At 68.5% G+C, this 22,703-nt stretch carries 24 protein-coding genes; 21 read left to right on the top strand and 3 right to left on the bottom strand.

Features of this window, described 5'->3' with window-relative positions; genetic code table 11:
* Positions 1-7: 7 nt before the first annotated feature.
* Positions 8-1,189, bottom strand: coding sequence for an acyl-CoA dehydrogenase family protein (locus ACFOSH_RS19940; RefSeq protein ID WP_378240488.1), 1,182 nt, complete (start codon positions 1,187-1,189; stop codon positions 8-10).
* 103 nt (positions 1,190-1,292) lie between these two features.
* Here ACFOSH_RS19940 and ACFOSH_RS19945 point away from each other — a divergent pair, with 103 nt between their 5' ends.
* The 13 genes from ACFOSH_RS19945 to ACFOSH_RS20005 all read left to right on the top strand — a co-directional run bounded on the left by ACFOSH_RS19945 (position 1,293) and on the right by ACFOSH_RS20005 (position 13,086).
* On the top strand, positions 1,293-1,484 hold the full coding sequence (locus ACFOSH_RS19945) for a ferredoxin (protein WP_378240489.1): 192 nt from the start codon (positions 1,293-1,295) through the stop codon (positions 1,482-1,484).
* Positions 1,485-1,569: 85 nt separating this feature from the next.
* A complete protein-coding gene (locus tag ACFOSH_RS19950; RefSeq protein WP_378240491.1) occupies positions 1,570-2,454 on the top strand; it encodes a 3-oxoacyl-ACP reductase in 885 nt (294 codons plus the stop codon).
* A 10-nt stretch (positions 2,455-2,464) separates the two neighbouring features.
* Positions 2,465-3,226, top strand: a complete 762-nt coding sequence (locus ACFOSH_RS19955; RefSeq protein WP_378240492.1) for a glucose 1-dehydrogenase — start codon at positions 2,465-2,467, stop codon at positions 3,224-3,226.
* A 118-nt stretch (positions 3,227-3,344) separates the two neighbouring features.
* Positions 3,345-4,103 carry an MlaE family ABC transporter permease gene (locus ACFOSH_RS19960; protein ID WP_378240544.1) on the top strand — a complete coding sequence of 253 codons (759 nt, stop codon included), beginning with the start codon at positions 3,345-3,347 and terminating at the stop codon, positions 4,101-4,103.
* A 1-nt stretch (position 4,104) separates the two neighbouring features.
* Positions 4,105-4,953, top strand: a complete 849-nt coding sequence (locus ACFOSH_RS19965; protein ID WP_378240494.1) for an MlaE family ABC transporter permease — start codon at positions 4,105-4,107, stop codon at positions 4,951-4,953.
* A complete protein-coding gene (locus ACFOSH_RS19970; RefSeq protein WP_378240495.1) occupies positions 4,950-6,284 on the top strand; it encodes an MCE family protein in 1,335 nt (444 codons plus the stop codon). Before ACFOSH_RS19965 ends, ACFOSH_RS19970 begins: the two co-directional genes overlap by 4 nt.
* Before the next feature lie 139 nt (positions 6,285-6,423).
* A complete protein-coding gene (locus ACFOSH_RS19975) occupies positions 6,424-7,461 on the top strand; it encodes an MCE family protein (protein WP_378240496.1) in 1,038 nt (345 codons plus the stop codon).
* Positions 7,458-8,489, top strand: a complete 1,032-nt coding sequence (locus tag ACFOSH_RS19980) for an MCE family protein (protein WP_378240497.1) — start codon at positions 7,458-7,460, stop codon at positions 8,487-8,489. Before ACFOSH_RS19975 ends, ACFOSH_RS19980 begins: the two co-directional genes overlap by 4 nt.
* Positions 8,486-9,676 carry an MCE family protein gene (locus ACFOSH_RS19985; protein WP_378240498.1) on the top strand — a complete coding sequence of 397 codons (1,191 nt, stop codon included), beginning with the start codon at positions 8,486-8,488 and terminating at the stop codon, positions 9,674-9,676. The genes ACFOSH_RS19980 and ACFOSH_RS19985 overlap by 4 nt, the downstream gene beginning before the upstream one ends.
* The gene (locus tag ACFOSH_RS19990) at positions 9,673-10,875 is read left to right on the top strand and encodes an MCE family protein (protein ID WP_378240499.1); all 1,203 of its coding nucleotides are present in this window, start codon (positions 9,673-9,675) and stop codon (positions 10,873-10,875) included. The genes ACFOSH_RS19985 and ACFOSH_RS19990 overlap by 4 nt, the downstream gene beginning before the upstream one ends.
* Complete coding sequence (locus tag ACFOSH_RS19995) at positions 10,872-12,107, top strand: MCE family protein (RefSeq protein ID WP_378240500.1); 1,236 nt, start codon at positions 10,872-10,874, stop codon at positions 12,105-12,107. Before ACFOSH_RS19990 ends, ACFOSH_RS19995 begins: the two co-directional genes overlap by 4 nt.
* Positions 12,107-12,595, top strand: coding sequence for a hypothetical protein (locus ACFOSH_RS20000; RefSeq protein WP_378240502.1), 489 nt, complete (start codon positions 12,107-12,109; stop codon positions 12,593-12,595). Before ACFOSH_RS19995 ends, ACFOSH_RS20000 begins: the two co-directional genes overlap by 1 nt.
* Positions 12,592-13,086: a hypothetical protein gene (locus ACFOSH_RS20005; protein WP_378240503.1), complete on the top strand. Its 495-nt coding sequence runs from the start codon at positions 12,592-12,594 to the stop codon at positions 13,084-13,086. The genes ACFOSH_RS20000 and ACFOSH_RS20005 overlap by 4 nt, the downstream gene beginning before the upstream one ends.
* Here the strand turns inward: ACFOSH_RS20005 and ACFOSH_RS20010 are convergent, their stop codons facing one another.
* A complete protein-coding gene (locus ACFOSH_RS20010) occupies positions 13,087-13,590 on the bottom strand; it encodes a hypothetical protein (protein WP_378240504.1) in 504 nt (167 codons plus the stop codon).
* 175 nt (positions 13,591-13,765) lie between these two features.
* On the opposite strand from ACFOSH_RS20010, the gene ACFOSH_RS20015 reads away from it, so the two are divergent.
* The 3 genes from ACFOSH_RS20015 (at position 13,766) to ACFOSH_RS20025 (ending at position 17,217) form a co-directional block, all read left to right on the top strand.
* On the top strand, positions 13,766-15,010 hold the full coding sequence (locus ACFOSH_RS20015) for an aminotransferase class I/II-fold pyridoxal phosphate-dependent enzyme (protein WP_378240505.1): 1,245 nt from the start codon (positions 13,766-13,768) through the stop codon (positions 15,008-15,010).
* Positions 15,011-15,097: 87 nt separating this feature from the next.
* The gene (locus ACFOSH_RS20020; protein WP_378240506.1) at positions 15,098-16,054 is read left to right on the top strand and encodes a ferritin-like domain-containing protein; all 957 of its coding nucleotides are present in this window, start codon (positions 15,098-15,100) and stop codon (positions 16,052-16,054) included.
* Positions 16,055-16,122: 68 nt separating this feature from the next.
* Positions 16,123-17,217 carry an FAD-dependent oxidoreductase gene (locus ACFOSH_RS20025; protein ID WP_378240507.1) on the top strand — a complete coding sequence of 365 codons (1,095 nt, stop codon included), beginning with the start codon at positions 16,123-16,125 and terminating at the stop codon, positions 17,215-17,217.
* Between the two features lie 256 nt (positions 17,218-17,473).
* Here ACFOSH_RS20025 and ACFOSH_RS20030 read toward each other — a convergent pair whose 3' ends face one another.
* A complete protein-coding gene (locus ACFOSH_RS20030) occupies positions 17,474-19,273 on the bottom strand; it encodes an AMP-dependent synthetase/ligase (protein ID WP_378240508.1) in 1,800 nt (599 codons plus the stop codon).
* A gap of 127 nt (positions 19,274-19,400) precedes the next feature.
* On the opposite strand from ACFOSH_RS20030, the gene ACFOSH_RS20035 reads away from it, so the two are divergent.
* From ACFOSH_RS20035 to ACFOSH_RS20055, 5 genes are read left to right on the top strand one after another with little or no spacing between them, the layout of a single operon-like run.
* Positions 19,401-19,811 carry a polyketide cyclase / dehydrase and lipid transport gene (locus tag ACFOSH_RS20035; protein ID WP_378240509.1) on the top strand — a complete coding sequence of 137 codons (411 nt, stop codon included), beginning with the start codon at positions 19,401-19,403 and terminating at the stop codon, positions 19,809-19,811.
* Positions 19,812-19,819: 8 nt separating this feature from the next.
* Complete coding sequence (locus tag ACFOSH_RS20040; protein ID WP_378240510.1) at positions 19,820-20,608, top strand: metallophosphoesterase family protein; 789 nt, start codon at positions 19,820-19,822, stop codon at positions 20,606-20,608.
* Between the two features lie 27 nt (positions 20,609-20,635).
* Positions 20,636-21,076: an SRPBCC family protein gene (locus ACFOSH_RS20045; protein ID WP_378240511.1), complete on the top strand. Its 441-nt coding sequence runs from the start codon at positions 20,636-20,638 to the stop codon at positions 21,074-21,076.
* A gap of 14 nt (positions 21,077-21,090) precedes the next feature.
* Positions 21,091-22,233, top strand: a complete 1,143-nt coding sequence (locus tag ACFOSH_RS20050) for an ArsA family ATPase (protein WP_378240513.1) — start codon at positions 21,091-21,093, stop codon at positions 22,231-22,233.
* Positions 22,230-22,697, top strand: coding sequence for a hypothetical protein (locus tag ACFOSH_RS20055; protein WP_378240514.1), 468 nt, complete (start codon positions 22,230-22,232; stop codon positions 22,695-22,697). Before ACFOSH_RS20050 ends, ACFOSH_RS20055 begins: the two co-directional genes overlap by 4 nt.
* The last annotated feature ends 6 nt before the right edge of the window (positions 22,698-22,703 follow it).

A 22,703-nucleotide genomic window follows, 5' to 3' on the forward strand; every position in this document is an offset into this window, starting at 1 on the left:
GTGTCTCCTAGCGCGTGACGGGCAGGCCGAGGGCGGTCGCGGCGATCATGTCCCGCTGGATCTCGTTGGTGCCGCCGCCGAAGGTGAGGATCAGGGACGAACGGTGCAGCCGTTCGATCCGGCCGCGCAACTGGGCACCGGGGGAGCCCTCACGGACCACGGCGCCCGCGCCGAGGATCTCCATCATCAGCCGGTACGCCTCGGTCGCGAACTCGGTGCCGAACACCTTGGTCGCCGAAGCCTCCGCCGGGCCGAGGTCGCTGCTCGCGGCCGCCCAGGCGATCCGCCAGTTCCGCAGCTTCAGGTACTCGGCGTGCGTGTGGATCCGCGCCAGGTGCAGGCGGACCCACGGCTGATCGATGACGGGGGAGCCGTCGGGCAGCTTCGTGGTCTGCGCCCAGGTCCGCACGTCGCGCAACGACGTCTGGATCGGCGCGGCCGAGGTCAGCGCGACCCGTTCGTGGTTGAGCTGGTTCGTGATGAGCGGCCAGCCCTCGTTCTCCCCGGCGACCCGCGACGTCACCGGCACGCGCACGTCGTCGTAGTAGGTCGCGCTCGTACCCGGCCCGGCGACCGTGTGCACCTTCGTCCAGGAGAAACCCGGTGCCGACGTCGGCACGATCAGCATGCTCAGGCCCTTGTGCTTGCGGGCGTCGGGATCGGTGCGCGCGGCCAGCCAGATGTAGTCGGCGTACTCGATCAGGCTCGTCCACATCTTCTGGCCGTTGATGACGTAGTCGTCGCCGTCGCGGACCGCGCGGGTGCGCAGCGACGCCAGGTCGGTCCCCGCGCCCGGCTCGGAGTAGCCGATCGCGAAGTGCAGCTCCCCGGCGGCGATCTTCGGCAGGTAGAACGCCTTCTGTTCTTCGGTGCCGTAGCGCATGAGCGTCGGCCCGACGGTGTTCACCGTGAGGAACGGGACGGGCACCCCTGCCGCGGCCGCCTCGTCGGTGAAGATCAGCTGGTCGAGCATCGGCCGGTCCTGCCCGCCGTACTCGCGGGGCCAGCCGAGCGCGAGCCAGCCCGAACTGCCCAGGTCCCGGACGATCTCCTTGTACACCAGGCCGTCGCCGTACTCGCCACCGTCGCCGGCCAGGGCTTCCCGGCGCTGGGGGGTCATCAGCCCGGCGAAGTACTCCCGAAGTTCCCCGGCCAGGGCCCGCTGCTCCGGCGTGTAGTCGATCCGCATCCGTCACCTCTGCCGTCGGTGCTCGTTACTGGTGCCATGGCCGCTCGCGGCGGTAGGGTAGAACCTGTTCTAGTTGTACCAGGTGTGGCGGCGAGGAGGGAATATGGAGATCGACGTCGATCGCTCGCTCTGCGAGGCGAACGCGATCTGTGTCGGCTTCGCGCCCGAGGTCTTCGATCTCGACGACGACGAGGAGCTGGTCCTCGGGTCGGCGGAAGTTCCGCAGAATCAAGTAGAACGTGTTACTCAGGCCGTGGCGAGCTGCCCAAAGAACGCGCTGCTCATACGTAGTTAGCACCGTTTATTTAGGCCTTGCATGCAGCGAGAACAGATTCTAGTGTGTGCGAAGAGGCTGTGTGGGGAAAGGCGGGAGGCCCGGAGTGAGTTTGGACGGCAAGACGGCCATCGTGACCGGAGCCGGCGCGGGACTCGGCCGGGCCGAGGCGCTGGCGCTGGCCGCGGCGGGGGCGTCGGTGGTGGTCAACGACGTGTCGACCGCCGCGCAGGTGGTGGCCGACGAGATCGAGGCCGAAGGCGGCAAGGCCGTCGCGGTGACCGGCGACGTGTCCGAGTCCTCCACCGCGGACGCGCTGCTCACCGCCGCAGTCGACCACTTCGGCGGACTCCACGTCCTTGTCAACAACGCGGGCGTCCTTCGGGACAGGATGCTCTTCTCGATGTCCGACGAGGAATGGGACACGGTGCTCCGGGTCCATCTTCGCGGGCACTTCCTGCTTTCCCGCAACGCCGGGGCGTACTGGCGTGACAAGTCCAAAGTGGACGGCGCGCCGGTGTACGGCCGCGTGGTCAACACCGCGTCGGAGTCGTTCCTGCTCGGCGCCCCCGGCCAGCCGAACTACGGTGCGGCCAAGGCGGGCATCGCGGCGCTCACCGTCTCCACCGCGCGCGGTCTTTCCCGCTACGGCGTCCGCGCCAACGCGATCTGCCCGCGCGCCCGCACCGCGATGACCGAAGGCGTCTTCGGTGCCGACGCGCCGGAAGGGATCGACCCGCTTTCGGTCGACCACGTCGCGCCGTTCGTGTCCTTCCTCTGCTCGCCCGAGTCCGATCGCGTCAACGGCCAGGTCTTCCTCGTCTACGGCGGGATGGTCGCGCTCATGCGGCCACCGTCGGTGGAACAGCGGTTCGACACCGTCAACGGGACCTGGACCGCCGAAGAACTCGTCGCGGACGTGGGCGGCTACTTCGCCGACCGCGACCCGGAACGCATGTTCTCCGCATCCGAAATCATGTCGCTGCCGTGAGGAGATGACGATGGGCAGGCTCGACGGCAAGGTGGCCCTGATCACCGGCGGTGCCCGCGGGCAGGGCGAGGCGGCCGCGCGGCTGTTCGTCGCCGAGGGCGCGCGCGTGGTGATCGCCGACATCAACGACCTCGACGGCGAGAAACTCGCCGCCGAACTCGGTGAATCGGCCGTCTACCAGCATCTCGACGTCGGCGACGAAGCCGAGTGGGACGCCGCGATCCAGCGGACCCAGACAAAGTTCGGCCCGCCGACGGTGCTGGTCAACAACGCGGGCATCCTGCACTTCTCGGAGCTCGGGAAGACCACGCTCGCCGACTACGAACGCGTCATGCGGGTCAATCAGATCGGGGCGTTTCTCGGGATGCGTTCGGTCGTTGAACCGATGACCGGGGCCGGAGGCGGCTCCATCGTCAACGTGTCCTCTGTGGAAGGACTCGCCGGGATGCCGTACCTCGTCGCCTACACCGCGAGCAAGTTCGCGATCCGCGGCATGACCAAGGTCGCGGCGCTCGAACTCGGCGCGAAGAACATCCGGGTCAATTCGGTCCATCCCGGCGCGATCGACACGCCGATGGTCGCCGCGGCGGCGGGCGGGCAGAAGATCGACATGTCGTGGGTGGGCAAGAAGGTCGCCCTGGGCCGCGTCGGGCAGCCGGAGGACATCGCGAAACTCGTGCTGTTCCTGGCCAGCGACGAAAGTTCGTACAGCACGGGCTCGGAGTTCGTCGCCGACGGCGGCGCGACGGCGACGCACGCCCTCAAGTTCTGACGCGGAGGTGCCGAGAGCAGAGTGAACACCGCTAACGCAACGGTGCGTCAGCGGGTGGAGTAAGACTCGGGGCAGGCGACTGGGAGGTTCTGTGGGAGCGACGGTGTCCGTCCCGGGTATGGGTGCGCTCACCCAGGTCGGCAAGCTCGCGACCCTGTCGTGGGAAGTCCTGCGGGCGATCTTCAAACGCCCGTTCCAGTTCCGCGAATGGATCCAGCAGTGCTGGTTCTTCGCCAGTGTCACCATCCTGCCGACGGCTTTGGTGGCGATCCCGTTCGGCGCGGTCATCGCCCTGCAACTGGGATCGCTGACCCAGCAGATCGGCGCGCAGTCGTTCACCGGCGCGGCGAGCGCGCTCGCGATCGTGCAGCAGGCGAGCCCGCTGATCACCGCGCTGCTGGTGGCGGGTGCGGGCGGCAGCGCGGTCTGCGCCGACATCGGCGCCCGCAAGATCCGCGAAGAGATCGACGCGATGGAGGTTCTCGGGGTCAACCCGATCCAGCGCCTGATCGTGCCCCGCGTGCTGGCGGCGATCGTGGTTTCGGTCCTGCTGAACGGTTTGGTCAGCGTCGTCGGGGTGCTCGGCGGCTACTTCTTCAACGTCGTCATGCAGGGCGGCACCCCGGGCGCGTACCTCGCCAGCTTCAACGCGCTCGCACAGGTGCCGGATCTGTGGGTCAGCGAGATCAAGGCGCTCCTCTACGGTTTCGTCGCCGGCGTGGTCGCGGCCTTCCGCGGGCTGAACCCGGCGGGCGGGCCGAAGGGCGTCGGCGACGCGGTGAACCAGGCCGTGGTCATCACGTTCCTGCTGCTGTTCCTGATCAACGTCGTGCTGACGGCGATCTACCTGCGGATCGTGCCGCCGAAGGCGATGTGACATGGCAGCCGAACCCGCTGTTTCGGACCGGACCCTGGAGATCATCGCGCGCCCTGGCGCGATGCTGGAAGGCTTCGGCGGCCAGCTTTCCTTCTACTTCCGGGCGCTCGCCTGGACCCCGCGCACGATCCGGCGCTACGGCCGTGAGGTCTTCCGCCTGCTGACCGAAGTCAGCTTCGGCACCGGCGCGCTCGCGGTGATCGGCGGGACGCTCGGCGTGATGATCGGGATGACGCTGTTCACCGGGCTCATCGTCGGCATGCAGGGCTACTCGGCGCTGAACCAGCTCGGCACGGCCGCGCTGACGGGGTTCATCTCCGCCTACTTCAACACTCGCGAGGTCGCGCCGCTCTCGGCGGGGCTCGCGCTCTCGGCCACCGTCGGCTGCGGGTTCACCGCGCAACTCGGCGCGATGAAGATCTCCGAGGAGATCGACGCGCTCGAAGTGATGGGCGTGCCGAGCCTGCCGTACCTCGTGACGACGCGGGTGATCGCCGGCGTCAGCGCTGTCATCCCGCTCTACGCCGTCGGCCTGCTCTCGTCCTACCTCGCCTCGCGGCAGATCACCATCTGGCTCTACGGCCAGTCGGCGGGCACCTACGACCACTACTTCACGCTGTTCCTGCCGCCCGAGGACGTGCTCTGGTCGTTCCTCAAGGTGATCATCTTCAGCGTGCTCGTCATCCTTTCCCATTGCTATTACGGCTATACCGCCAGCGGCGGGCCCGCCGGGGTGGGGATCGCCGTCGGCCGCGCGGTGCGGACGTCGATCGTGCTGATCTCGGTACTCGACTTCTTCCTGAGCCTCGCGATCTGGGGCGCCACGACGACGGTGAGGATTTCCGGGTGAACAGGGGGATTCTGCTTCGACGGCTCCGGCACCAGGTGCTGGGGCTGGTCTTCCTCGTGGTGGTCGTGCTGTTCTTCGTCACCACCATCGCCTTCTACCAGAAGGCCTTCACCACGGTGACCCTGGTGAAACTGGAGACCGACCGCATCGGCAACCAGATGCGCGAGGGCGCGGACGTCAAGGTGCGCGGGATGGTCGTCGGGGAGGTGCGGTCGATCCAGGCCCACGGCGACCACGCGACGATGGACCTGGCGCTGCAGCCGGACAAGACCAAGGTCATCCCGTCGAACGTGTCCGCGCGGCTGCTGCCGAAGACGCTGTTCGGCGAGCGGTACGTGGCTTTGCAGGTTCCCGAGAAGCCCGAGCGGCACATCGGCGAGGGCGACGTCATCCCGCAGGACCGCAGCAGCAGCGCGATCGAGCTGGAAACCGTGCTCGGCAACGTGATGCCGTTGCTGCAGGCCGTCCAGCCGGAGAAGATGGCCAGCACGCTGAACGCCGTCGCGTCCGCTTTGGACGGCCAGGGCAAGCAACTCGGTGCGACGATGGCGGGACTTTCGGACTATCTCGGGAAAGTGAACCCGTCCCTGCCCGACCTCAAGGCCGACATCACCGGACTGGCCGACGCCGCCAAGATCTACGACAAGGCCGCGCCGGATCTGCTGGCCGCGCTGTCGGATCTGACCACCACGAGCAAGACCCTGGTCGAGAGCCAGCGCGGGCTCGCCGACGTCTATTCGACGGTGACCGCGGCTTCGCTCGACTTGACGAGCTTCCTGAAAGTGAACCAGGACAACCTGATCCGCCTCACCACCAGCCTCCAGCCCACGCTGGACGTCCTCGCGAAATACGCGCCGGAGTACCCGTGCCTGCTCAAACAACTCGCCGGATCGGTGCCGCGCGCGGAACTCGCGTTCGGCAAGGGCACCGCGCATCCCGAGGTCAGCCGGGTGACCATCGAGTTCACGCCGAGCCGCGGCAAGTACCTGCCCGGAGTCGACGAACCGAAGTACGACGACAAACGCGGCCCGCGGTGCTACCCGGAGGTGCCGCCGCCGGGTCGCTGGCCGCAGTATCCGCCGGACGGCGCGATCGACGACGGGTCCTCGAAGCCCGCGCCGCCGCGCGACCCGGACGGAAGGCTGCCCTCGAACGGGACCTTGCCCGCGGGCGGGAGCGCCGGCGGTTCGGTGGTGAACACACCGGACGAACAGCGGCTGATCGACCTGCTCGTGTCGCCCGCGCTGGGGACGACGCCGGACCAGGTGCCGAACTGGGGCAGCCTGCTGGTGGGGCCGCTGTACCGCGGGGCGGAGGTGGAGCTCCGATGAGCCAGGAGAACGACCTGCGGACACGCCCGGATCAAGCTGGTCGTGAGTGGCGATTCGGGTTAGAACACGAATCGCCACTCACGACCACCGGTACCGACCACTCACCGCCACCTTTTCCCGCGGTCTGGAGGGCGGTCCGATGAGGTCCTTCGTCCCGGATCTGGTCAAGATCCTCGTCTTCGCGGTGGTCACCGTGCTGCTCACCGCGATCCTCGGCGCCACCATCGCGAACACCAACTTCGGCGAGACCTCCGGCTACACGGCCAAGTTCACCGACGCGTCCGGGCTCAAGGAGGGTGACGACGTCCGCATCGTCGGCGTGAAGGTCGGGCAGGTCGGCAGCATCGAGGTCGAAGAGGGCGAGAAGAACTTCGCCCAGGTCCACTTCGACATCCAGACCACCCACCGGCTGCCCGCGTCGGTGACCGCGACCATCAAGTACCGCAACCTGGTCGGCCAGCGGTACCTCTCGCTCGGCACCGACATCGGGGACGAGAAGTCGTTGCCGCGCGGTGGCACCATCCCGCCCGAGCGCACCAAACCGGCCCTGAACCTGACAGTCCTCTTCAACGGCTTCAAACCGCTCTTCCGCGCGCTGAACCCCGAGGACGTCAACAAGCTCTCCTACGAGATCATCCAGGTCTTCCAGGGCGAGGGCGGCACGATCACCAGCCTGCTCGCGCACACCGCGTCGGTCACGTCGGCCATCGCGGGCAAGGACAAGATCATCGGTGACGTCATCGCGAACCTCAACACCGTGCTCGGCACGGTCGAGAAGCGCTCGCCGCAGCTGGGCGAGCTGATCGACCAGACCCAGCGGCTGGTCACCGGGCTCGCCGAGCAGCGGCAGCCGATCGGCGACGCGGTCAAGGCACTGGGCGACCTCACCGTCGCCACGACCGGCCTGCTCGCCGACGCGCGGCCGGCCATCAAGGACGACGTCGCGCAGCTCGGCGCGCTGTCGCAGAACCTCGGCGATTCGGAGCAGCTGCTCGATCACCTCCTGCAGGTGCTGCCGGGCAACCTGCAGAAGTTCACCAGGACGCTGAGCTACGGCAGCTGGTTCAACTACTACCTGTGCGGGATCTCCGGCAGCATCGGCATCAAGTCGCTCAACATCGAACTGCCGATCACGCCGCTGCCCGGCACGCAGCGACCGGAGAGGTGCGGGCCGTGAAGCCGCTCAAGGAACGCAACCAGGCCGTGGTCGGCGGGGTGACGCTCATCCTGATCGTGCTGATCACGGCGACCACGTACTTCTCCGACCGGATCCCGCTCTTCGGCAGCGGGACGACGTACTCCGCGTACTTCGGTGAATCGGCCGGGCTCGCGCCGGACAACGAGGTCCAGATCGCCGGCGTCAAGGTCGGCCAGGTCAGCTCGGTGGAGCTGGCGGGCAAGAAGGTGCTGGTGAAGTTCCGGGTCAAGGACGCGAGGGTCGGCGACGCCACCGCCGCGTCGATCGAGATCAAGACGCTGCTCGGCGAGAAGTTCCTGGCGCTGACCCCGAAAGGCAAGGCGAACCAGGACCCGAACAGCACCATCGGGCTCGACCGCACGCGGACGCCGTTCGAACTGCAGGACGCGTTCCAGCAGCTTTCGGGCACGGTCGGCGACATCGACACCGCGCAGCTCGCGACGAGTTTCACCGTCCTCTCCGACGCGCTCAAGGACAGTCCCCAGTACCTGAAGGACGCGTTGGGCGGGCTTTCCTCCTTGTCCAAGACGGTGTCTTCTCGCGACGGTGACCTGAAGACGTTGCTGTCCAACACGAGCAAGGTGTCCAAGACGCTGTCCGATCGCAACGCCCAGCTGAAACGGATCCTCGACGACGGCAATCTCCTGCTCGCCGAACTGCAGAACCGGAAGGACGCGATCAGCACGTTGCTCAAGGGCACGCAACAGGTCTCCGCGCAGCTGTCCGGGCTCGTCGCCGACAACCGGCAGCAGATGAAACCGACGCTGGAGAAACTCGGCAAGGTCACCGACATCCTGCAGCGTAACCAGGACAACCTCAGCCGCAGCCTCGCGCTGATGGCGCCGTTCGCCCGCGTCGGCGCCAACGCGACCGGGAACGGGCGCTGGTTCGAGGGCTACCTGTGCGGGCTGCTGCCGCCGACGATCATCGCGGGCGCGTTCCAGGTCAACCCGGAGGGCTGCACCCCGCCGATCGCGGCGCCGAACCAGGGGGTGGGCGGGCGATGACCATCCACACGCGCACCGGGCGGACGCTGTACACGTGGGTCGCCTTCGCCTGTGTCCTCGTACTGATCGTGACGGCCGGGCTGTGGCTGGTGTTCAAGGATCCCGGCGGGACGCGGATCAGCGCCTACTTCGGCAAGACCGTCGGTCTCTACGCGGGTTCGTCGGTCCGGGTGCTCGGGGTGAAGGTCGGCGAGATCACCGGGGTCACGCCGCAGGGTGAGGCTGTCCGGGTCGACATGCGGGTCGACGAAGACACCCCGATCCCGGCCGACGCGGGCGCCGTCGTCGTCGCGCCGAGCCTGGTGAGCGACCGTTACGTGCAGCTGACCCCGGCCTACGAGAGCGGCCCCGAAATGGCCGCGGACACGGTGATCGCCAAGGAGACAACGGCCACACCGGCCGAACTCGACGACCTCTACACGAGCCTCGACAAGCTCTCGACCAGCCTGGGACCCAACGGTGCCAACAAGAACGGCGCGCTGTCCGACGTGCTCGACACCGCGGCGGCGAACCTCGACGGCAACGGGAAGAACCTCAACACCACGGTGACGAGGCTGTCCGAACTGGCCAAGACCCTGGACAGCTCCAAGGGCGACCTGTTCACCACGGTGCAGAACCTGAACTCCTTCACCGGGGCGCTGGCCGACAGCGACAAGCAGCTCAACGAGTTCTACCGCCGGGCCGCGGATGTGAGCGGGTTCCTCGCCGCGGACTCGGCCGACGTCGGCGCGGCGCTGAACTCCCTGGCGACGGCGATGGGCGACGTCGAGAAGTTCGTCGCGGAGAACAAGGACCTGCTTTCGTCCAATGTGGACAAGCTGGCCGGGCTGACGAAGGTGCTCGTGGATCAGCGGGCCTCCCTCGCCGAGGTGATCGACATCGCGCCGACCGGGGCGACCAACTTCATCAACTCCTACGACGCGGCGTCCGGCACGATCGCGGTGCGGGACAACCTGAACGAGCTCACGCATCCGCCGATCCTGACCGTGTGCCGCCTGATCAGCGCGAGCACGCCGAAACCGATCCCGGACGCGCTGGGCAACATCTGCAAGCAGCTCGCGCCGGTCCTCGACGGCACGCTGAAACTCCCGTCGATCCCGCAGGTGCTGGCTTCGCTGCAGAGCGGCGAACTGCCGCCGTTGCCGCTCCCGCTGATCGACGTCATGGCCAAGGGGCTCCCGAAATGAGGCAGCGACAGAGGATCGCGGGAGTGATGGCGGGCGTCCTGGTGCTGGCCGGCTGCAGTGACGGAGGTTTCTCGGGCCTGTACAACACTCCCTTGCCCGGCGGAGCGGACCTCGGTGACCATCCGTACCGGCTGTCCGCGCAGTTCTCCGACGTCCTCGACCTCGTGCCGCAGGCGACCGTGAAGGTCAACGACGTCTCGGTCGGCCGGGTCGAGAAGATCGACCTCGCGCCGGACACCCGGTCGGCGTGGGTGAACATGATCGTCAACGGCGACATCGCGCTGCCCGCCAACGCGCGGGCCGAACTGCGACAGTCGAGCCTGCTGGGGGAGAAGTTCGTCGACCTGCACGCCCCCGAAAAGCCCGAGGGAACGCTCGCAGAGGGCGCGAAGATCCCGCTGGACCGCACGAACCGCAACCCCGAGGTCGAAGAGGTCCTCGGCGCGCTTTCCCTGCTGCTCAACGGCGGCGGGGTCGAGCAGATCCAGAAGATCAGCCACGAACTGAACGAAGCGCTCACCGGCAACGAGGCCGAGGTCCGTGGGCTGCTGTCCCAAGTGGACAAGCTGGCCACCGAACTCGACGGGCACAAGGGCGAGATCCTGCGCGCCATCGACGGTATCGACAAGTTGTCCAAAACCCTGGTCGGCCAGACGCAAAACCTCACGAACGCGCTCGACAACCTCTCGCCGGGGCTCAAGGTCGTGACCGAACAACGGGATCAGCTCGTCGGCATGCTCCAGTCGCTGAACACGCTGTCCGGGGTCGCGACCGAAACGATCAACGCCAGCAAGGACTCGCTGGTGGCGAACCTCCGAGCGCTGCAGCCGACGCTGAAGAAGCTGACCGAGGCGGGCCAGGACCTGCCGACGGCGCTGCGGATCCTGCTCACGTACCCGTTCCCGGACTACGCGGGCAACGTGATCAAGGGTGACTACGCGAACGTCGAAGCCAAGATCGACCTGAACCTGGACACCTTCCTGGAGAACATGAACAACTCGTCGCAGCCGATCATCGGACTGCCGGGGACCCAGGGCACCGGCACGCCCGGCGCGATCCCGTTCTCCGGCGGCGCCGCGCCGCCGGTGCTGCCGCTGCCCGCCGGCGATCTGCCACAGACTCCGCAAACGCCCCAAGGGGACGTCCTGGGCGGCGTGCTCGGCGGGATCCTCGGGCCGATCCTGGGAGGTGGCCGGTGATCACGCGCAAGACCAAGATCCAGATGGCGGTGTTCCTCGTCATCGCGGTGGTTTCGGTCGTCTACGCGGGCGGCAAGTACGCCGGGCTGGACAGGCTGTTCGGCACCCGCGGCTACCTCGTCACCGCGCAGCTCGTGGACTCCGGCGGGATCTTCGTCAACGCCGAGGTCTCCTACCGCGGCGTCGCGGTCGGCAAGGTCTCGTCGATGACGCTCACCGAGCACGGCGTCGACCTCGGCCTCGACATCGATTCCGGGGCGCCGAAGATCCCCGCGGACACCAAGGCCGCGGTCGCGAACCGGTCGGCGGTGGGGGAGCAGTACGTCGATCTGCTGCCCATGCACGAAAACGGGCCGTACCTGGCCGCGGGCTCGGTCATCGAACGGGACAAGACCTCGATCCCGCTCGGGCCGGACACCGTGCTGTCCAATTTGGACAAACTGGTGTCGAGTGTGAAGCCGGAGTCGCTGAAGACCGTCGTCGACGAGACCTACGAGGCGTTCGCCAACGCCGGCCCGGACCTGCGGCAACTGCTGGACAGCACCGGATCGCTCACCGCGACCGCGACCCAGTACCTGCCCGACACCCAGGGCCTGCTGGCGAACTCGCGGACGGTGCTGGACACGCAGCGGCGGCAGGCGGACAACATCACCCAGTTCTCCAGCGGGCTGAAGACGATCGCCGCGCAGCTGAAGACGTCCGACCCGGATCTGCGGCGCGTCATCGACGAGGCGCCCAAGCTGAGCCGCCAGATCAGCGACGTGCTCGCGGTTTCGGGGACCGACCTCGGGGTCCTGTTCGCGAACGCGCTCACCACCGCCCAGATCACCTCCGCCCGCACCGACGCGATCGAGGAACTCCTGGTCGCGTATCCGATCATCTCGGCGTTCTCGCGGTCGACGTCGCCGGACGGCACGGGTCACCTCGGCGTCGTGTTCAACTTCTTCGACCCGGTCTCGTGCACGAAGGGCTACGAGGGCACGAAGCAGCGTCCCGCCAACGACACCACCGAAGCGCCGGTGAACACGCAGGCCTACTGCGCCGAGCCGCCGGGAAGCCCCACCGGCGTCCGAGGCTCGCAGAACGCCCCGTACGCCGGGAAGCCGCCCGCGGTCCCGGAGCGGCCGAAGCAGACTCCTCAGGCGGCGGAATCCGCTCAGCTGCCGGGCGTGCTGAACCTGCTCACCGGATCCGCGCCGGGTGGCCTGGGCGCGTTGCTGGGCGGCAAGTAGTGCTCACCCGTGCCTTGACCGTCGTCGCCGCGCTGGCGGTCCTCGCGGCCGCCTGGTTCGGCTGGTCCTGGTGGAGCGCCGCCCGGGACGACGGCCTGGCCCGCGGCCGCGAACGCGTAGCCGTCCTCACCGCCGCGTCCGGCCAGCTCGAAGTGCTCAACACGATCGACTACCGCAGCGGGGCCCAGGACGTCGACCGCTGGCTCGGTGTCACCACGGGACGGCTCGGCAAGGACCTCACCGGGGACCGGCAGATCCAGATCGATCGCGCGAACACGGGCAAGACCGTCGCCACCGCCAAGCTCAAGCAGACCGCCGTCACCGAACTCGACGCGGCCGCCGGGACGGCGAGGCTGCTGGCCGTGCTCGACGTGCGGGTCAGCACCGGCGGCGGATCGGCCGCGCCCAAGGTCAGCAGGTTGATCGTCGACTACCAGCGCGTCGAGGACGGCTGGAAGGTCAGCGCGGTGCAGGCGGCGGGCTCGTGACCGGGCGCGGTCCGCGGCTCCTGATCGCGATCATCGCGCTGGCCACCGGCTGCGCGGTGTGGTTCGGCCTCCAGGCGTCCTCGCTGGGCTCGGACGGCAACGCGGCGCTGGTGGACCAGGCCGCCACGGCCGAGGTCGCGGACCAGGTCGGCGCCGGGGTGAAGGCCGTCTTCTCCTACGACTACAGCAACCTCGCGCGGACCGAGCGGGCCGCGGCCGACGTGCTGACCGGTGAGGCGACAGGGCAGTACCGCGACCAGTTCGCGTCGGCACGGAAACGGGCCGAAGAGCAGAAGCTGGTGCGCACGACGACGGTCCGTTCACTCGGCGTCCGATCCTTGCGCGGAGACCAGGCCGAAGTGCTCTTGTTCCTCGACCAGCAGACGATCGCCGCCGGGGGAGGCGCCCCGCAGTCGGCGGTCTCCCAGCTTTCGGTCACCGCCCAACGCGTCGACGGCCGGTGGAAGATCTCCCAGCTGACCGCCCTTTGATCACGAGAGACGCTTCATGTTCGCCCCGGTGATCGCGCCACCGGAAACGGTGTAGGAACCGGAGAAATTCCGCGCCGAACCATCGGTCTGACGGGCCGAAAGATCGACGTACACCGTGTTGCCCCGGACATCCGTCACGATGAGCGTGTCCCACGACGTCGTCGCGAATCCCTTGACGTAGGAGGCATAAGTGCCGCCTTTCGCCAGCCGCTGACCGCCGAGATTCCACGCGGTGAGGAAATCACGCCGGTTGAGCGCGTCGTAGTAGGCGATCACCGTTTGCGCCACCGGGACCGCGGGGGCGGGATAGACCGTCCGCGTCGCCGGTGGTGCGACATAAACCGTCTGCGGCGGGGCCGCGGCGGCCGGTGGCTGGATCACGATCGTGTTCGGCGGAGCGGCCACCGCGACGGCCGGAGTCGCCGTTCCCTGATTGGGTACCGCGCACGCCGCCAAGGTGCCCGCCGCCATCAGCGTGATCGCCGCCCAGTTCTTCGCTCCCATTTTCTCCCCTTTTCCTCGTGCTATCGAGAATGCGGGAACGGCGGCCTTCCCAATAGGGGATTTGGCCTCGTTACGAATGGTGAAAAACGCGCCGGAATCGTTATCCGATCTTGCGTGCGCGGGCCTAGGGCCACCCTCGTCTCACGCCGATCGGCCGCCGGGTTTAGCGTTAGGCATGACCACTGCACCTGTCGATGTCGAGAGCGCCCGCCGCGACTACGCGGCCCTCGTCGACCGTGGCCTCTCCCTGGACATCACCCGCGGCAAGCCGTCCCCCCGCCAGCTGGACCTCGCCGACGGACTGCTCGGGCTCCCCGGAGACGTGCGCAAGGCCGAGGACGGCACGGACGTCCGCAACTACGGCGGCCTCAAGGGCCTGCCCGAGCTCCGTCGCATCTTCGCCGGGCCTCTACAGGTCCCGGCCGGGCAGCTGCTGGCCGCGGGCAACTCCAGCCTGGAGCTCATGCACGACTCGATCGTGCAGGCCTTCCTCGGCAAGCTGCCCGGAGCCGAGCGCCGCTGGGCCGACGAGCCGAGCGTCAAGTTCCTGTGCCCGGTGCCCGGCTACGACCGCCACTTCGCGCTGGCCGAGCGTTTCGGTATCGAGCTGATCCAGGTGCCGCTCACCGAGACCGGCCCGGACATGGCCGTCGTCGAGCGTCTCGTCGCCGAGGACGCCGCGATCAAGGGCATCTGGTGCGTGCCGAAGTACAGCAACCCGACCGGCGTCACCTACAGCGACGACACCGTGCGCCGCCTGGCCACGATGACCACGGCCGCCCCGGACTTCCGGATCTTCTGGGACAACGCCTACGCCGTGCACCACCTCACCGACGCCGAGGCGCCGCTGGCCGACCTGCTGGCGCTCTGCGCCGAGCACGGCAACGCCGACCGCGCGTTCGTCTTCGGCTCCACCTCGAAGGTGACCTACGCCGGTGGCGGCGTCGGCTTCTTCGGCGCTTCCGAGGCCAACCTGGCCTGGTGGACCGGCCTCATCGGCAAGCGGACCATCGGACCGGACAAGGTCAACCAGCTCCGCCACGCGCAGTTCCTGCGCGACGAGGACGGCGTCCGCGCGCACATGCGCAAGCACGCCGAGCTCATCGGGCCGAAGTTCGCGGCCGTCGACGAGATCCTGACCAAGGAACTGGGCGAATCGGGCCTCGCGTCCTGGACCAAGCCGACCGGCGGGTACTTCATCTCGCTGACCGTGCCGTCCGGGACCGCCAAGGAGGTCGTGCGGCTGGCCAAGGAGGCGGGCATCGCCCTGACCCCCGCCGGTGCGACGCACCCGTATGGCGACGACCCCGAAGACGCCGTCATCCGCATCGCCCCGACCTTCCCCGAGCTGGCCGAAGTCGAAGAGGCCATCCGCGGTCTCGTCGTCTGCGTTCGTCTTGCCGCGGCGACGAAGAAATAAGTTCGAGATCTTTTCCAATCCGGGTCACGGGTGGTTCCGAACGTCCGAGTGGGTGGGTGTGCACCGCAAAGACGAGAGGAACCACTCGTGTTCGGAAAGCCCTTCGTTCGTACCCTGATCTCGCGCAGCGCCGAGAACCGCACGGATCGCCGCCGGTTCCTGAAGGCCGCCGGCGCGGCGGGCCTCGGCGTCGTCGGCGCGACCTACCTCGGGGTGCAGGCCACCTCGTCCGCTTCCGCGACGGGTGAGGCCGCAGCGGCCGGTGACGCCGCTGCCGCCCCCAGCGACGCCGCCGTGCTCAACTTCGCGCTCAACCTGGAGTATCTCGAAGCCGAGTTCTACTCCTTCGCCGTCTACGGCCACGGGCTGCCGGACGACCTCACCGGCGGTGTCGGCACCCAGGGCGGGGTGACGGGCGGCAAGAAGGTGATGTTCCACGACAAGGCGCTGAACCAGTTCGCGAAGGAGATCGCGGGCGACGAGGTCGCGCACGTCAAGTTCCTGCGCGGCGCGCTGGGCGAGGCCGCGGTGTCACGGCCCGAAATCGACCTCAAGGACAGCTTCACCGCCGCCGCGAAGGCGGCCGGGCTGATCAGCGAGTACCAGCAGTTCGACCCGTTCGCCCACGAGAAGAACTTCCTGCTCGCGGCCTTCCTGTTCGAGGACGTCGGCGTGACGGCGTACAAGGGCGCCGCCCCGCTGATCACCAACAAGACGTTCCTGGACGCGGCCGCCGGCATCCTGGCCGCCGAGGCCTATCACGCCGCCACCATCCGGACGTCGCTGTTCGACCGGGACCTCGGCGACGCGGCGGCCAAGATCTCCAACGCCCGCGACACGCTCGACGGTCCCGGCGACGACGACCAGGGCATCGTGCTCGGCAACCAGGCCAACATCGTGCCGACCGACAACAACGGCATCTGCTTCGGCCGCGGCGCCGACAGGGTGCTCAACGTCGTCTACCTGAACCCGGGCCCGGTGAAGGCGGGCGGGTTCTTCCCGAAGGGGGTCAACGGCGACATCGTCGCCAGCGGCGGCGCGTGATTCCCTCCTGTCGTGTCGCCGTTTCCCCGGTACCGTCGGGTGTCGGCGACACGACAGGGGGTTTCGCGGTGAAGGCAGTGATCATCGGCGGCGGCATCTCGGGCACGGTGACCGCGATGGCGTTGCGGCGGGCCGGGATCGAGGCGAGCGTCCACGAGGCGCATTCGTCCGGCGGCGAGGACGCGGGCGCGTTCCTGACGATCATGCACAACGGCATGGACGCCCTGCGCGCGATCGGCGCCGAGGGGCCGGTGGTCGAGAACTCCTTCGCCGCCGTCGGCCTCGAACTCGTCACGCCGGACGGGAAGACCGTCGAGCGGCGTTCGTTCGATCTGGACGGGCTGGCCGGGCCGCGCACCCTGACGCGCGCGGCGCTTTACCATGCGCTGCAAGAGGAAGCGATCTCGCGAGGGATCACCTTCGAGCGCGGGAAGCGGCTGGTTTCCGCTTCGCCGGGTATCGCCCGCTTCGAGGACGGGACTGCCGCCGAGGGCGACATCCTGATCGGGGCCGACGGCCTGCGGTCGGTCGTCCGCACCGTCATCGACCCGTCGTGCCCACCTCCGCGCTCGACGGGCCTCGACGTCGTCTACGGCTACACGACCGACACGAGGGTCCCGCAGGCGCCGTCGCTCTATCGGATGGTCCAGAGCCTGCACGCGTTCTTCGGCTACACGAGCGCCCCCGACGGCTCGACGTACTGGTTCGCGCGGCTTCCGACGGCCGAAGGAGTGCGATCCGGCCTGACCCCGGCGGAATGGCGCACGGCGGCTTTGGTCGCTTTCGACGGGGAACCGTTGCCCGCCGCGGAGATCATCGCGTCGACGGGGGACGACGTCTTCGGCGGTCACTCCTACGACGTGCCTTCGACGCCGGTGTGGTCCAACTCGTCGATGGTGCTCGTCGGCGACGCGGCACACGCCGCGTCGCCCGCCGCGGGGCAGGGAGCGTCGATGGCGCTGGAAGACAGCGTCGTGCTGGCGCAGTGCCTGCGGGATCTTCCTGACGCGCCAACGGCTTTCGCGGCCTACGAGCGGCTGCGGCGGGCGCGGGTCGAGAAACTGGTGGCGAGCAGCGCCGCGGTGTCGTCGGGGACGACGTCGGACAGGGACCGGAACTGGCTGTACCAGCACCACATCGAGTGGGACGCCAAGATCGGCTGAGGCCGCGAAGCGCAAGTCCGTGAAGGCCTCCTTCCCTACCCTGAAGGTAGCGAAGGAGGCCTTCACGGCGCTTCTGTCTACTGTGGACGTTCGCTGGGCCGGGGTGGGTGCGTTGCGAAAGTGGCGTTCGCAACGTCTGGCCCCGGTGGTCTGCGCTGGGCTGGGGTGGTCGTGAGTGGTAAGTGCCGTTAGAACGGCACTTACCACTCACGACCCACCGGACCGCCCCCTCGCAGCCGCCTTCACGCGCAATGAGCTACTTCTTGTAGAGAGCTTCGATGTCGTTCGCGTAGTTCTTGTTCACGATGTTGCGCTTCAGCTTCAGGCTCGGCGTGATCTCCCCGCCTGCCTCGGTGAAGTCCTTCGAGAGGATCGTGAACTTCTTGATCGCCTCGGCCTGCGACACCGCGCTGTTGGCCTGGTCGACGGCCTGCTGGACTTCGGCGCGCAGTTCGGCGTCACCGGCCAGATCCGACACCGTGGCGTCGGAAGGCTTGCCGTGCTGCGACTTCCACGACGGGAAGTACTCCTCGTCGATGGTGATCAGCGCGCCGATGAACGGCCGCTGGTCGCCGACGACCATCGCCTGGCTGACCAGCGGGCTGGCCTTGATGGAGTCTTCGAGCCCGGACGGGGCGACGTTCTTGCCGCCCGCGGTGACGATGATCTCCTTCTTGCGCCCGGTGATCTTGAGGAACCCGTCGGTGTCCAGTTCGCCGAGGTCGCCGGTGTGGAACCAGCCGTCTTCCAGCGCTTCGGCGGTCGCTTCGGCGTTGTTGAAGTAGCCGCTGAACACGACGTCGCCCTTCAGCAGGATCTCGCCGTCGTCGGCGATCCGCACCGAGGTGCCGGCGACGGGCCGTCCCACGGTGCCGACGCGGAACCCGTCCTGGGTCCCGACGCAGGCCGCCGCGGACGTCTCGGTCAGGCCGTAGCCTTCGAACACCGGGACGCCGATGCCGCGGAAGAAGTGCGCCAGCCGCACGCCGAGCGGGGCACCGCCGGACACCGCCGCGACGCACCGGCCGCCGAGGGCCGCGCGCAGCTTGCTGAAGACGAGCTTGTCGAACAGCGCGTGCTTGACCTTGAGGCCCAGCCCGGCGCCGCCGGTGTCCTGGGCCTGGCTGTAGGCGACGGCGGTGGCTTCGGCGGCGTCGAAGATCTTGCCCTTGCCGTCGCCGTGCGCCTTCTGCTTCGCGCTGTTGTAGACCTTCTCGAACACTCGCGGGACGGCGACGACGAACGTCGGCCGGAACGTGCCGAGGTCGGCGACGAGGTTCTTGACGTCCGAGGTGTGCCCGAGGGTTACCCGCGCACTGAGCGCGGTCACCGCGATGGCGCGGGCGAGGACGTGCGCGAGCGGCAGGAACACCAGCAGCGAGTTGCCCTGCTCCATCAGCTGCGGGAACGCGGCGATGTCGGCGCGGATCTCGGAGAGGAGGTTCCGGTGCGTCAGCTCGACGCCCTTGGGACGGCCGGTGGTGCCCGAGGTGTACACGATCGTGGCGAGGTCGCCGGCCTTCACCGAGCGGCGGCGTTCGTGCAGGTCGTCGTCGCTCAGCTCGGCGCCCTGCGCGGTGAGGTGGTCGACAGCGGGCTTGTCCGCGGCCTCGATCTGCCAGGTGTGCTCGAGCGTGTCGAGGCGGCCCTTGACCGACTCCAGCGTCGCGAGGTGTTCGTCGGTCTCGACGAACACGCCCTTCGCCGCCGAGTCCGAAAGGATCCAGTGGACCTGCTCGGCCGAGGAGGTGTCGTAGATCGGGACGGTGACCGCTCCGGCGGCCCAGATCGCGAAATCGATCAGGGTCCATTCGTAGCGGGTCTTGGACATGAGCCCGATCCGGTCGCCCGGTGCGATGCCCGCCTGGGCCATTCCCTTGGCCACGGCCAGAACCTGGGCGGCGAAATCCTTGGCGGTGATGTCCAGCCAGGTTCCGTCGACCTGGCGGCGGAAACTCACGACATCGGAGAACCGCTCGGCGTTCGCCCAGACGACGTCCGCGAGGTTCTCGTCGTCGGTCACCGGATTGGCGGCGGGGGCGCTGTATTCGCGCACGAGGAACCTCCGTGTTCGCGTGCAAAGTGGTGTGACCGGTGTTACCCGCCAGTCAACTTAGCGTGCCGTGCACCTTAAGACCATGCTGGCGAATCGGCCATACCGAGGGCATGACATTCTGCCGCTTGTGAACCAGGCGCCGCCAGCTCTCGACATCGTCGACGAGACCTTCCTCGTGGTCCCGCCCTCCACCGTGGCCGCCGCTTTCGCCGATCCGCGATCTTGGTCACGTTACTGGCCGGACCTCGTTCTCGAGGTCTACACCGACCGTGGGAACCAAGGATTGCGCTGGACCGTGCGCGGTGCCTTGATCGGTACGATGGAGGTCTGGCTCGAGCCGGTGCTCGACGGCACTCTGCTGCACTACTTCCTGCGTGCCACTCCCGCCGGTCCGGACGGGGAGCCGCGCGCGCTGGAACCCCGGGACCTGCGGCGGGAGTTCGACCGCCGCGCCCGTGCCGCCAAGGCGATCGCGCTCGGGCTCAAAGAGGTTCTCGAGGACGGGCGCGAGCCCGGGGTCGGCCCCCGGGCCGAATAGGGGTGGGCATGCGGGTTCACGTGGTGTCGGACGTGCACGGAAACGCCGACGCGCTCAAACGCGCGGGCGACGGCGCCGACGCGTTGATCGTGCTGGGCGACCTGCTGGACTTCGTCGACTACCGCGAGCACGACAAAGGCATCATGGGCGCGCTCTTCGGCGCCGAGAAGGTCGGCGAGTTCGCGCGGCTGCGGCGCGAGGGCACTCGTGATGAGACCGTTGCCTTCTCGCGATCGTTGTGGGCCACTTTGGCCGATCCGGCCGCCGCCGTCGGCGAGGCGATCCAGGACCAGTACTCCGTCCTGTTCGGCGCTCTCACGGCGCCGACGTTCGCGACTCCCGGCAACGTCGACGACCCCTCGCTGTGGCCCGAGTTCGCCGGCGACGGCATCCAGGTCCTCGACGGCGAAGTGGCCGAGTTCGGCGGGCTGCGCTTCGGGTTCATCGGCGGCGCGCTGCTCCCGCCGAACGTGGTCCCGCGCCGCAACGGCTTCTGGCGGCCGTACCTGCGCACCCGCGAGGAGTACGACACCGCGGTCGGCGCGCTGGAGAACGTCGACGTCCTGTGTACCCACGTCCCGCCGGCCATCCCGGAACTGACCTACGACGTGATCGCGCGGCGGTCCGAGATCGGGTCTGCGGCGCTGGTGGACCTCATCCGCGAGCAGCGGCCGCGCTGGTCGGTCTTCGGCCACGTCCACCAGCCCCTGTCCGCGCGGACGAGGCTCGGCAGGACCGAATGCCGTAACGTCGGTCACTTCAAAGAGACGGCACAGCCGTACGTGCTTCGCTGGTGACACCCGGGCCCGGCTAGAGTTCGGGGCATGGCCGAGCAGTCCACGCAATCCATCGAGGTCGACGCCGAGCCCGAGCGGGTCATGGCCGTCATCGCCGACTTTCCCGCGTACCCGGAATGGGCCAAGGCCGTCCGGGAGACCGAGGTGCTCGGCGAGGACGGTGACGGCCGCGCCAAACAGGTGAAACTCACCCTCGACGCCGGACCGATCAAGGACGTCTACACCCTCGAGTACGACTGGGACGCCGATGGCCAAGGGGTCAGCTGGCGCCTGGTCAAGGGCCAGATGCAGAAGGCCCAGAACGGCCGTTACGCCCTCGAAGCGCTGGCCGCCGGCCGCACCAAGGTGACGTATACGCTGTCCGTCGAGCTGGCGCTGCCGATGATCGGGCTGCTGCGCCGCAAGGCCGAGAAGATGGTCATGGACACCGCGCTCAAGGAGCTCAAGAAGCGCGCTGAAGCATCCTGAGTCGAAGGGTAGGCATGCGGATCCTGCTGTTCACCGGCAAGGGGGGTGTCGGCAAGACCACGCTGGCCGCGGCGACCGCCGCGGCACTGGCCGGGCGGGGCAGGAAGACGCTCGTCGTCTCGACCGACCCGGCGCATTCCCTCGGTGACGCCTTCGGCCGCCCGCTCGGCGCCGAACCGTCCGAAGTAGACACTCTTCTGCACGCCGCCCAGATCGACACCCGCGGCCTCGTCGACAGCACTTGGCGCGACCTCCGGCGGGAACTGCAGACGGCGCTCGCGGGAGCGGGCCTCGACTCGCTCGACGCCGAAGAACTCACCGTGGTACCCGGCGTCGACGAACTCCTCGCGCTCACCGAGGTCCAGCGCCTCGCCGAGCACGGTCCCTGGGAGACGGTCGTCGTCGACTGCGGGCCGACCGCGGAAACCCTGCGCCTGCTGGCTTTGCCCGAAGCGGTCTCGGGCTACCTTTCGAGGGTCTTCAAACCGGGCGCCCGGCGGACGGCGGCCGCGGTACGGCGGCTCGGCGCGCATCTGGAGTCGCTGCGCACGCTGCTGACCGATCCGGCCACCACCACCGTGCGGCTCGTGCTGACCCCGGAACGCGTCGTCGTCGCGGAAGCCCGCCGCACACTCAGTTCCCTGGCCCTGCGCGGGATCGGAGTCGACGGTCTGATCGTCAACCGGCTGATGCCCGCGCCCGGGTTCTGGCGCGGCGCCGCGGCCTCGTGGATGCGGACCCGGCGCACGCAGCAGAACGCCGTCATGACCGAACTCGCCGGCGCGGGCTTCGGGCCCGGACAGGTGAAGCCCGTCGAGCACCGCGCCGTCGAGCCGGTGGGCCTCGAGGCGTTGAAGGAAATCGCGTACGAGCTCTACCAAGGGTTGGATCCCTTGGCGGGAAACGAAAAAGGTGTCACCCCGCTCTTGCAGGTGTCCGAATCGGACGAGGGCTACCGGCTGCGGATCGCGGTGCCGTTGCACCGTGCTTCCGAAGTGGACCTGGCCAGAGTGGACGATGATCTCGCCGTCACCGTGGACGGTTTCCGGCGGCTGATCGCGCTGCCGGAGATGTTGCGCCCGTGCTGGATCACCGGTGCGGAATCCGACGCGCACGGCCTGGTCGTGAGCCTGGCCGGGAACCGGGGACCCGGGTGAGCGAGAACAGCGAACACACGGCGGCGGGCGGCCTCAAACTGGCCGAAGAGATCCGGCTGCTGGTCGAACTGGTCGTGGAGCACGCCGCGCCGTGGCTGGAGAGCCTGATCTCCGCCGGGCACGGCTGTACTGGACACAATGACGCCGGACACGACGATTCCGGACATGACGGTGCCGGACACAGCGCCTTCGGCGGCTGGTGCCCGCTCTGCGCGATCGTCGAGGTCTTCCGCGGGGAGCGGCCCGAGTTCGTGGCACGCCTGCTGGAGCAGGCCGCGCAGCTCGTCGCGCTGCTGCGGGCGGTACTCGCCGATCGCTGGGAACCCGAGGGCGGGGTCCACATGCCGGGCTTCCAGCCTGCGCGGAAGGAGCCCGCGCGGGAAGATGCGCCGGTGGGAGCTTCGCGGGTCCAGCACATCACGGTGACCAGGCGCGACGCTTGGCAGCCGGACCAGGAGAACTGAGTTGCT

The sequence above is a fragment of the Amycolatopsis speibonae genome (genome assembly GCF_042647925.1).
In the GTDB taxonomy this organism is placed as follows: Bacteria; Actinomycetota; Actinomycetes; order Mycobacteriales; family Pseudonocardiaceae; genus Amycolatopsis; species Amycolatopsis speibonae.

Excerpts from the sequence above, each read along its gene's own strand:
- ACFOSH_RS19940 (WP_378240488.1), bottom strand. The coding sequence starts at position 1,189 with ATGCGGATCGACTACACGCCGGAGCAGCGGGCCCTGGCCGGGGAACTT.
- ACFOSH_RS19945 (WP_378240489.1), top strand. The coding sequence starts at position 1,293 with ATGGAGATCGACGTCGATCGCTCGCTCTGCGAGGCGAACGCGATCTGT.
- ACFOSH_RS19955 (WP_378240492.1), top strand. The coding sequence starts at position 2,465 with ATGGGCAGGCTCGACGGCAAGGTGGCCCTGATCACCGGCGGTGCCCGC.
- ACFOSH_RS19960 (WP_378240544.1), top strand. The coding sequence starts at position 3,345 with ATGGGTGCGCTCACCCAGGTCGGCAAGCTCGCGACCCTGTCGTGGGAA.
- ACFOSH_RS19965 (WP_378240494.1), top strand. The coding sequence starts at position 4,105 with ATGGCAGCCGAACCCGCTGTTTCGGACCGGACCCTGGAGATCATCGCG.
- ACFOSH_RS19975 (WP_378240496.1), top strand. The coding sequence starts at position 6,424 with ATGAGGTCCTTCGTCCCGGATCTGGTCAAGATCCTCGTCTTCGCGGTG.
- ACFOSH_RS19985 (WP_378240498.1), top strand. The coding sequence starts at position 8,486 with ATGACCATCCACACGCGCACCGGGCGGACGCTGTACACGTGGGTCGCC.
- ACFOSH_RS19990 (WP_378240499.1), top strand. The coding sequence starts at position 9,673 with ATGAGGCAGCGACAGAGGATCGCGGGAGTGATGGCGGGCGTCCTGGTG.
- ACFOSH_RS20010 (WP_378240504.1), bottom strand. The coding sequence starts at position 13,590 with ATGGGAGCGAAGAACTGGGCGGCGATCACGCTGATGGCGGCGGGCACC.
- ACFOSH_RS20015 (WP_378240505.1), top strand. The coding sequence starts at position 13,766 with ATGACCACTGCACCTGTCGATGTCGAGAGCGCCCGCCGCGACTACGCG.
- ACFOSH_RS20040 (WP_378240510.1), top strand. The coding sequence starts at position 19,820 with ATGCGGGTTCACGTGGTGTCGGACGTGCACGGAAACGCCGACGCGCTC.
- ACFOSH_RS20045 (WP_378240511.1), top strand. The coding sequence starts at position 20,636 with ATGGCCGAGCAGTCCACGCAATCCATCGAGGTCGACGCCGAGCCCGAG.
- ACFOSH_RS20050 (WP_378240513.1), top strand. The coding sequence starts at position 21,091 with ATGCGGATCCTGCTGTTCACCGGCAAGGGGGGTGTCGGCAAGACCACG.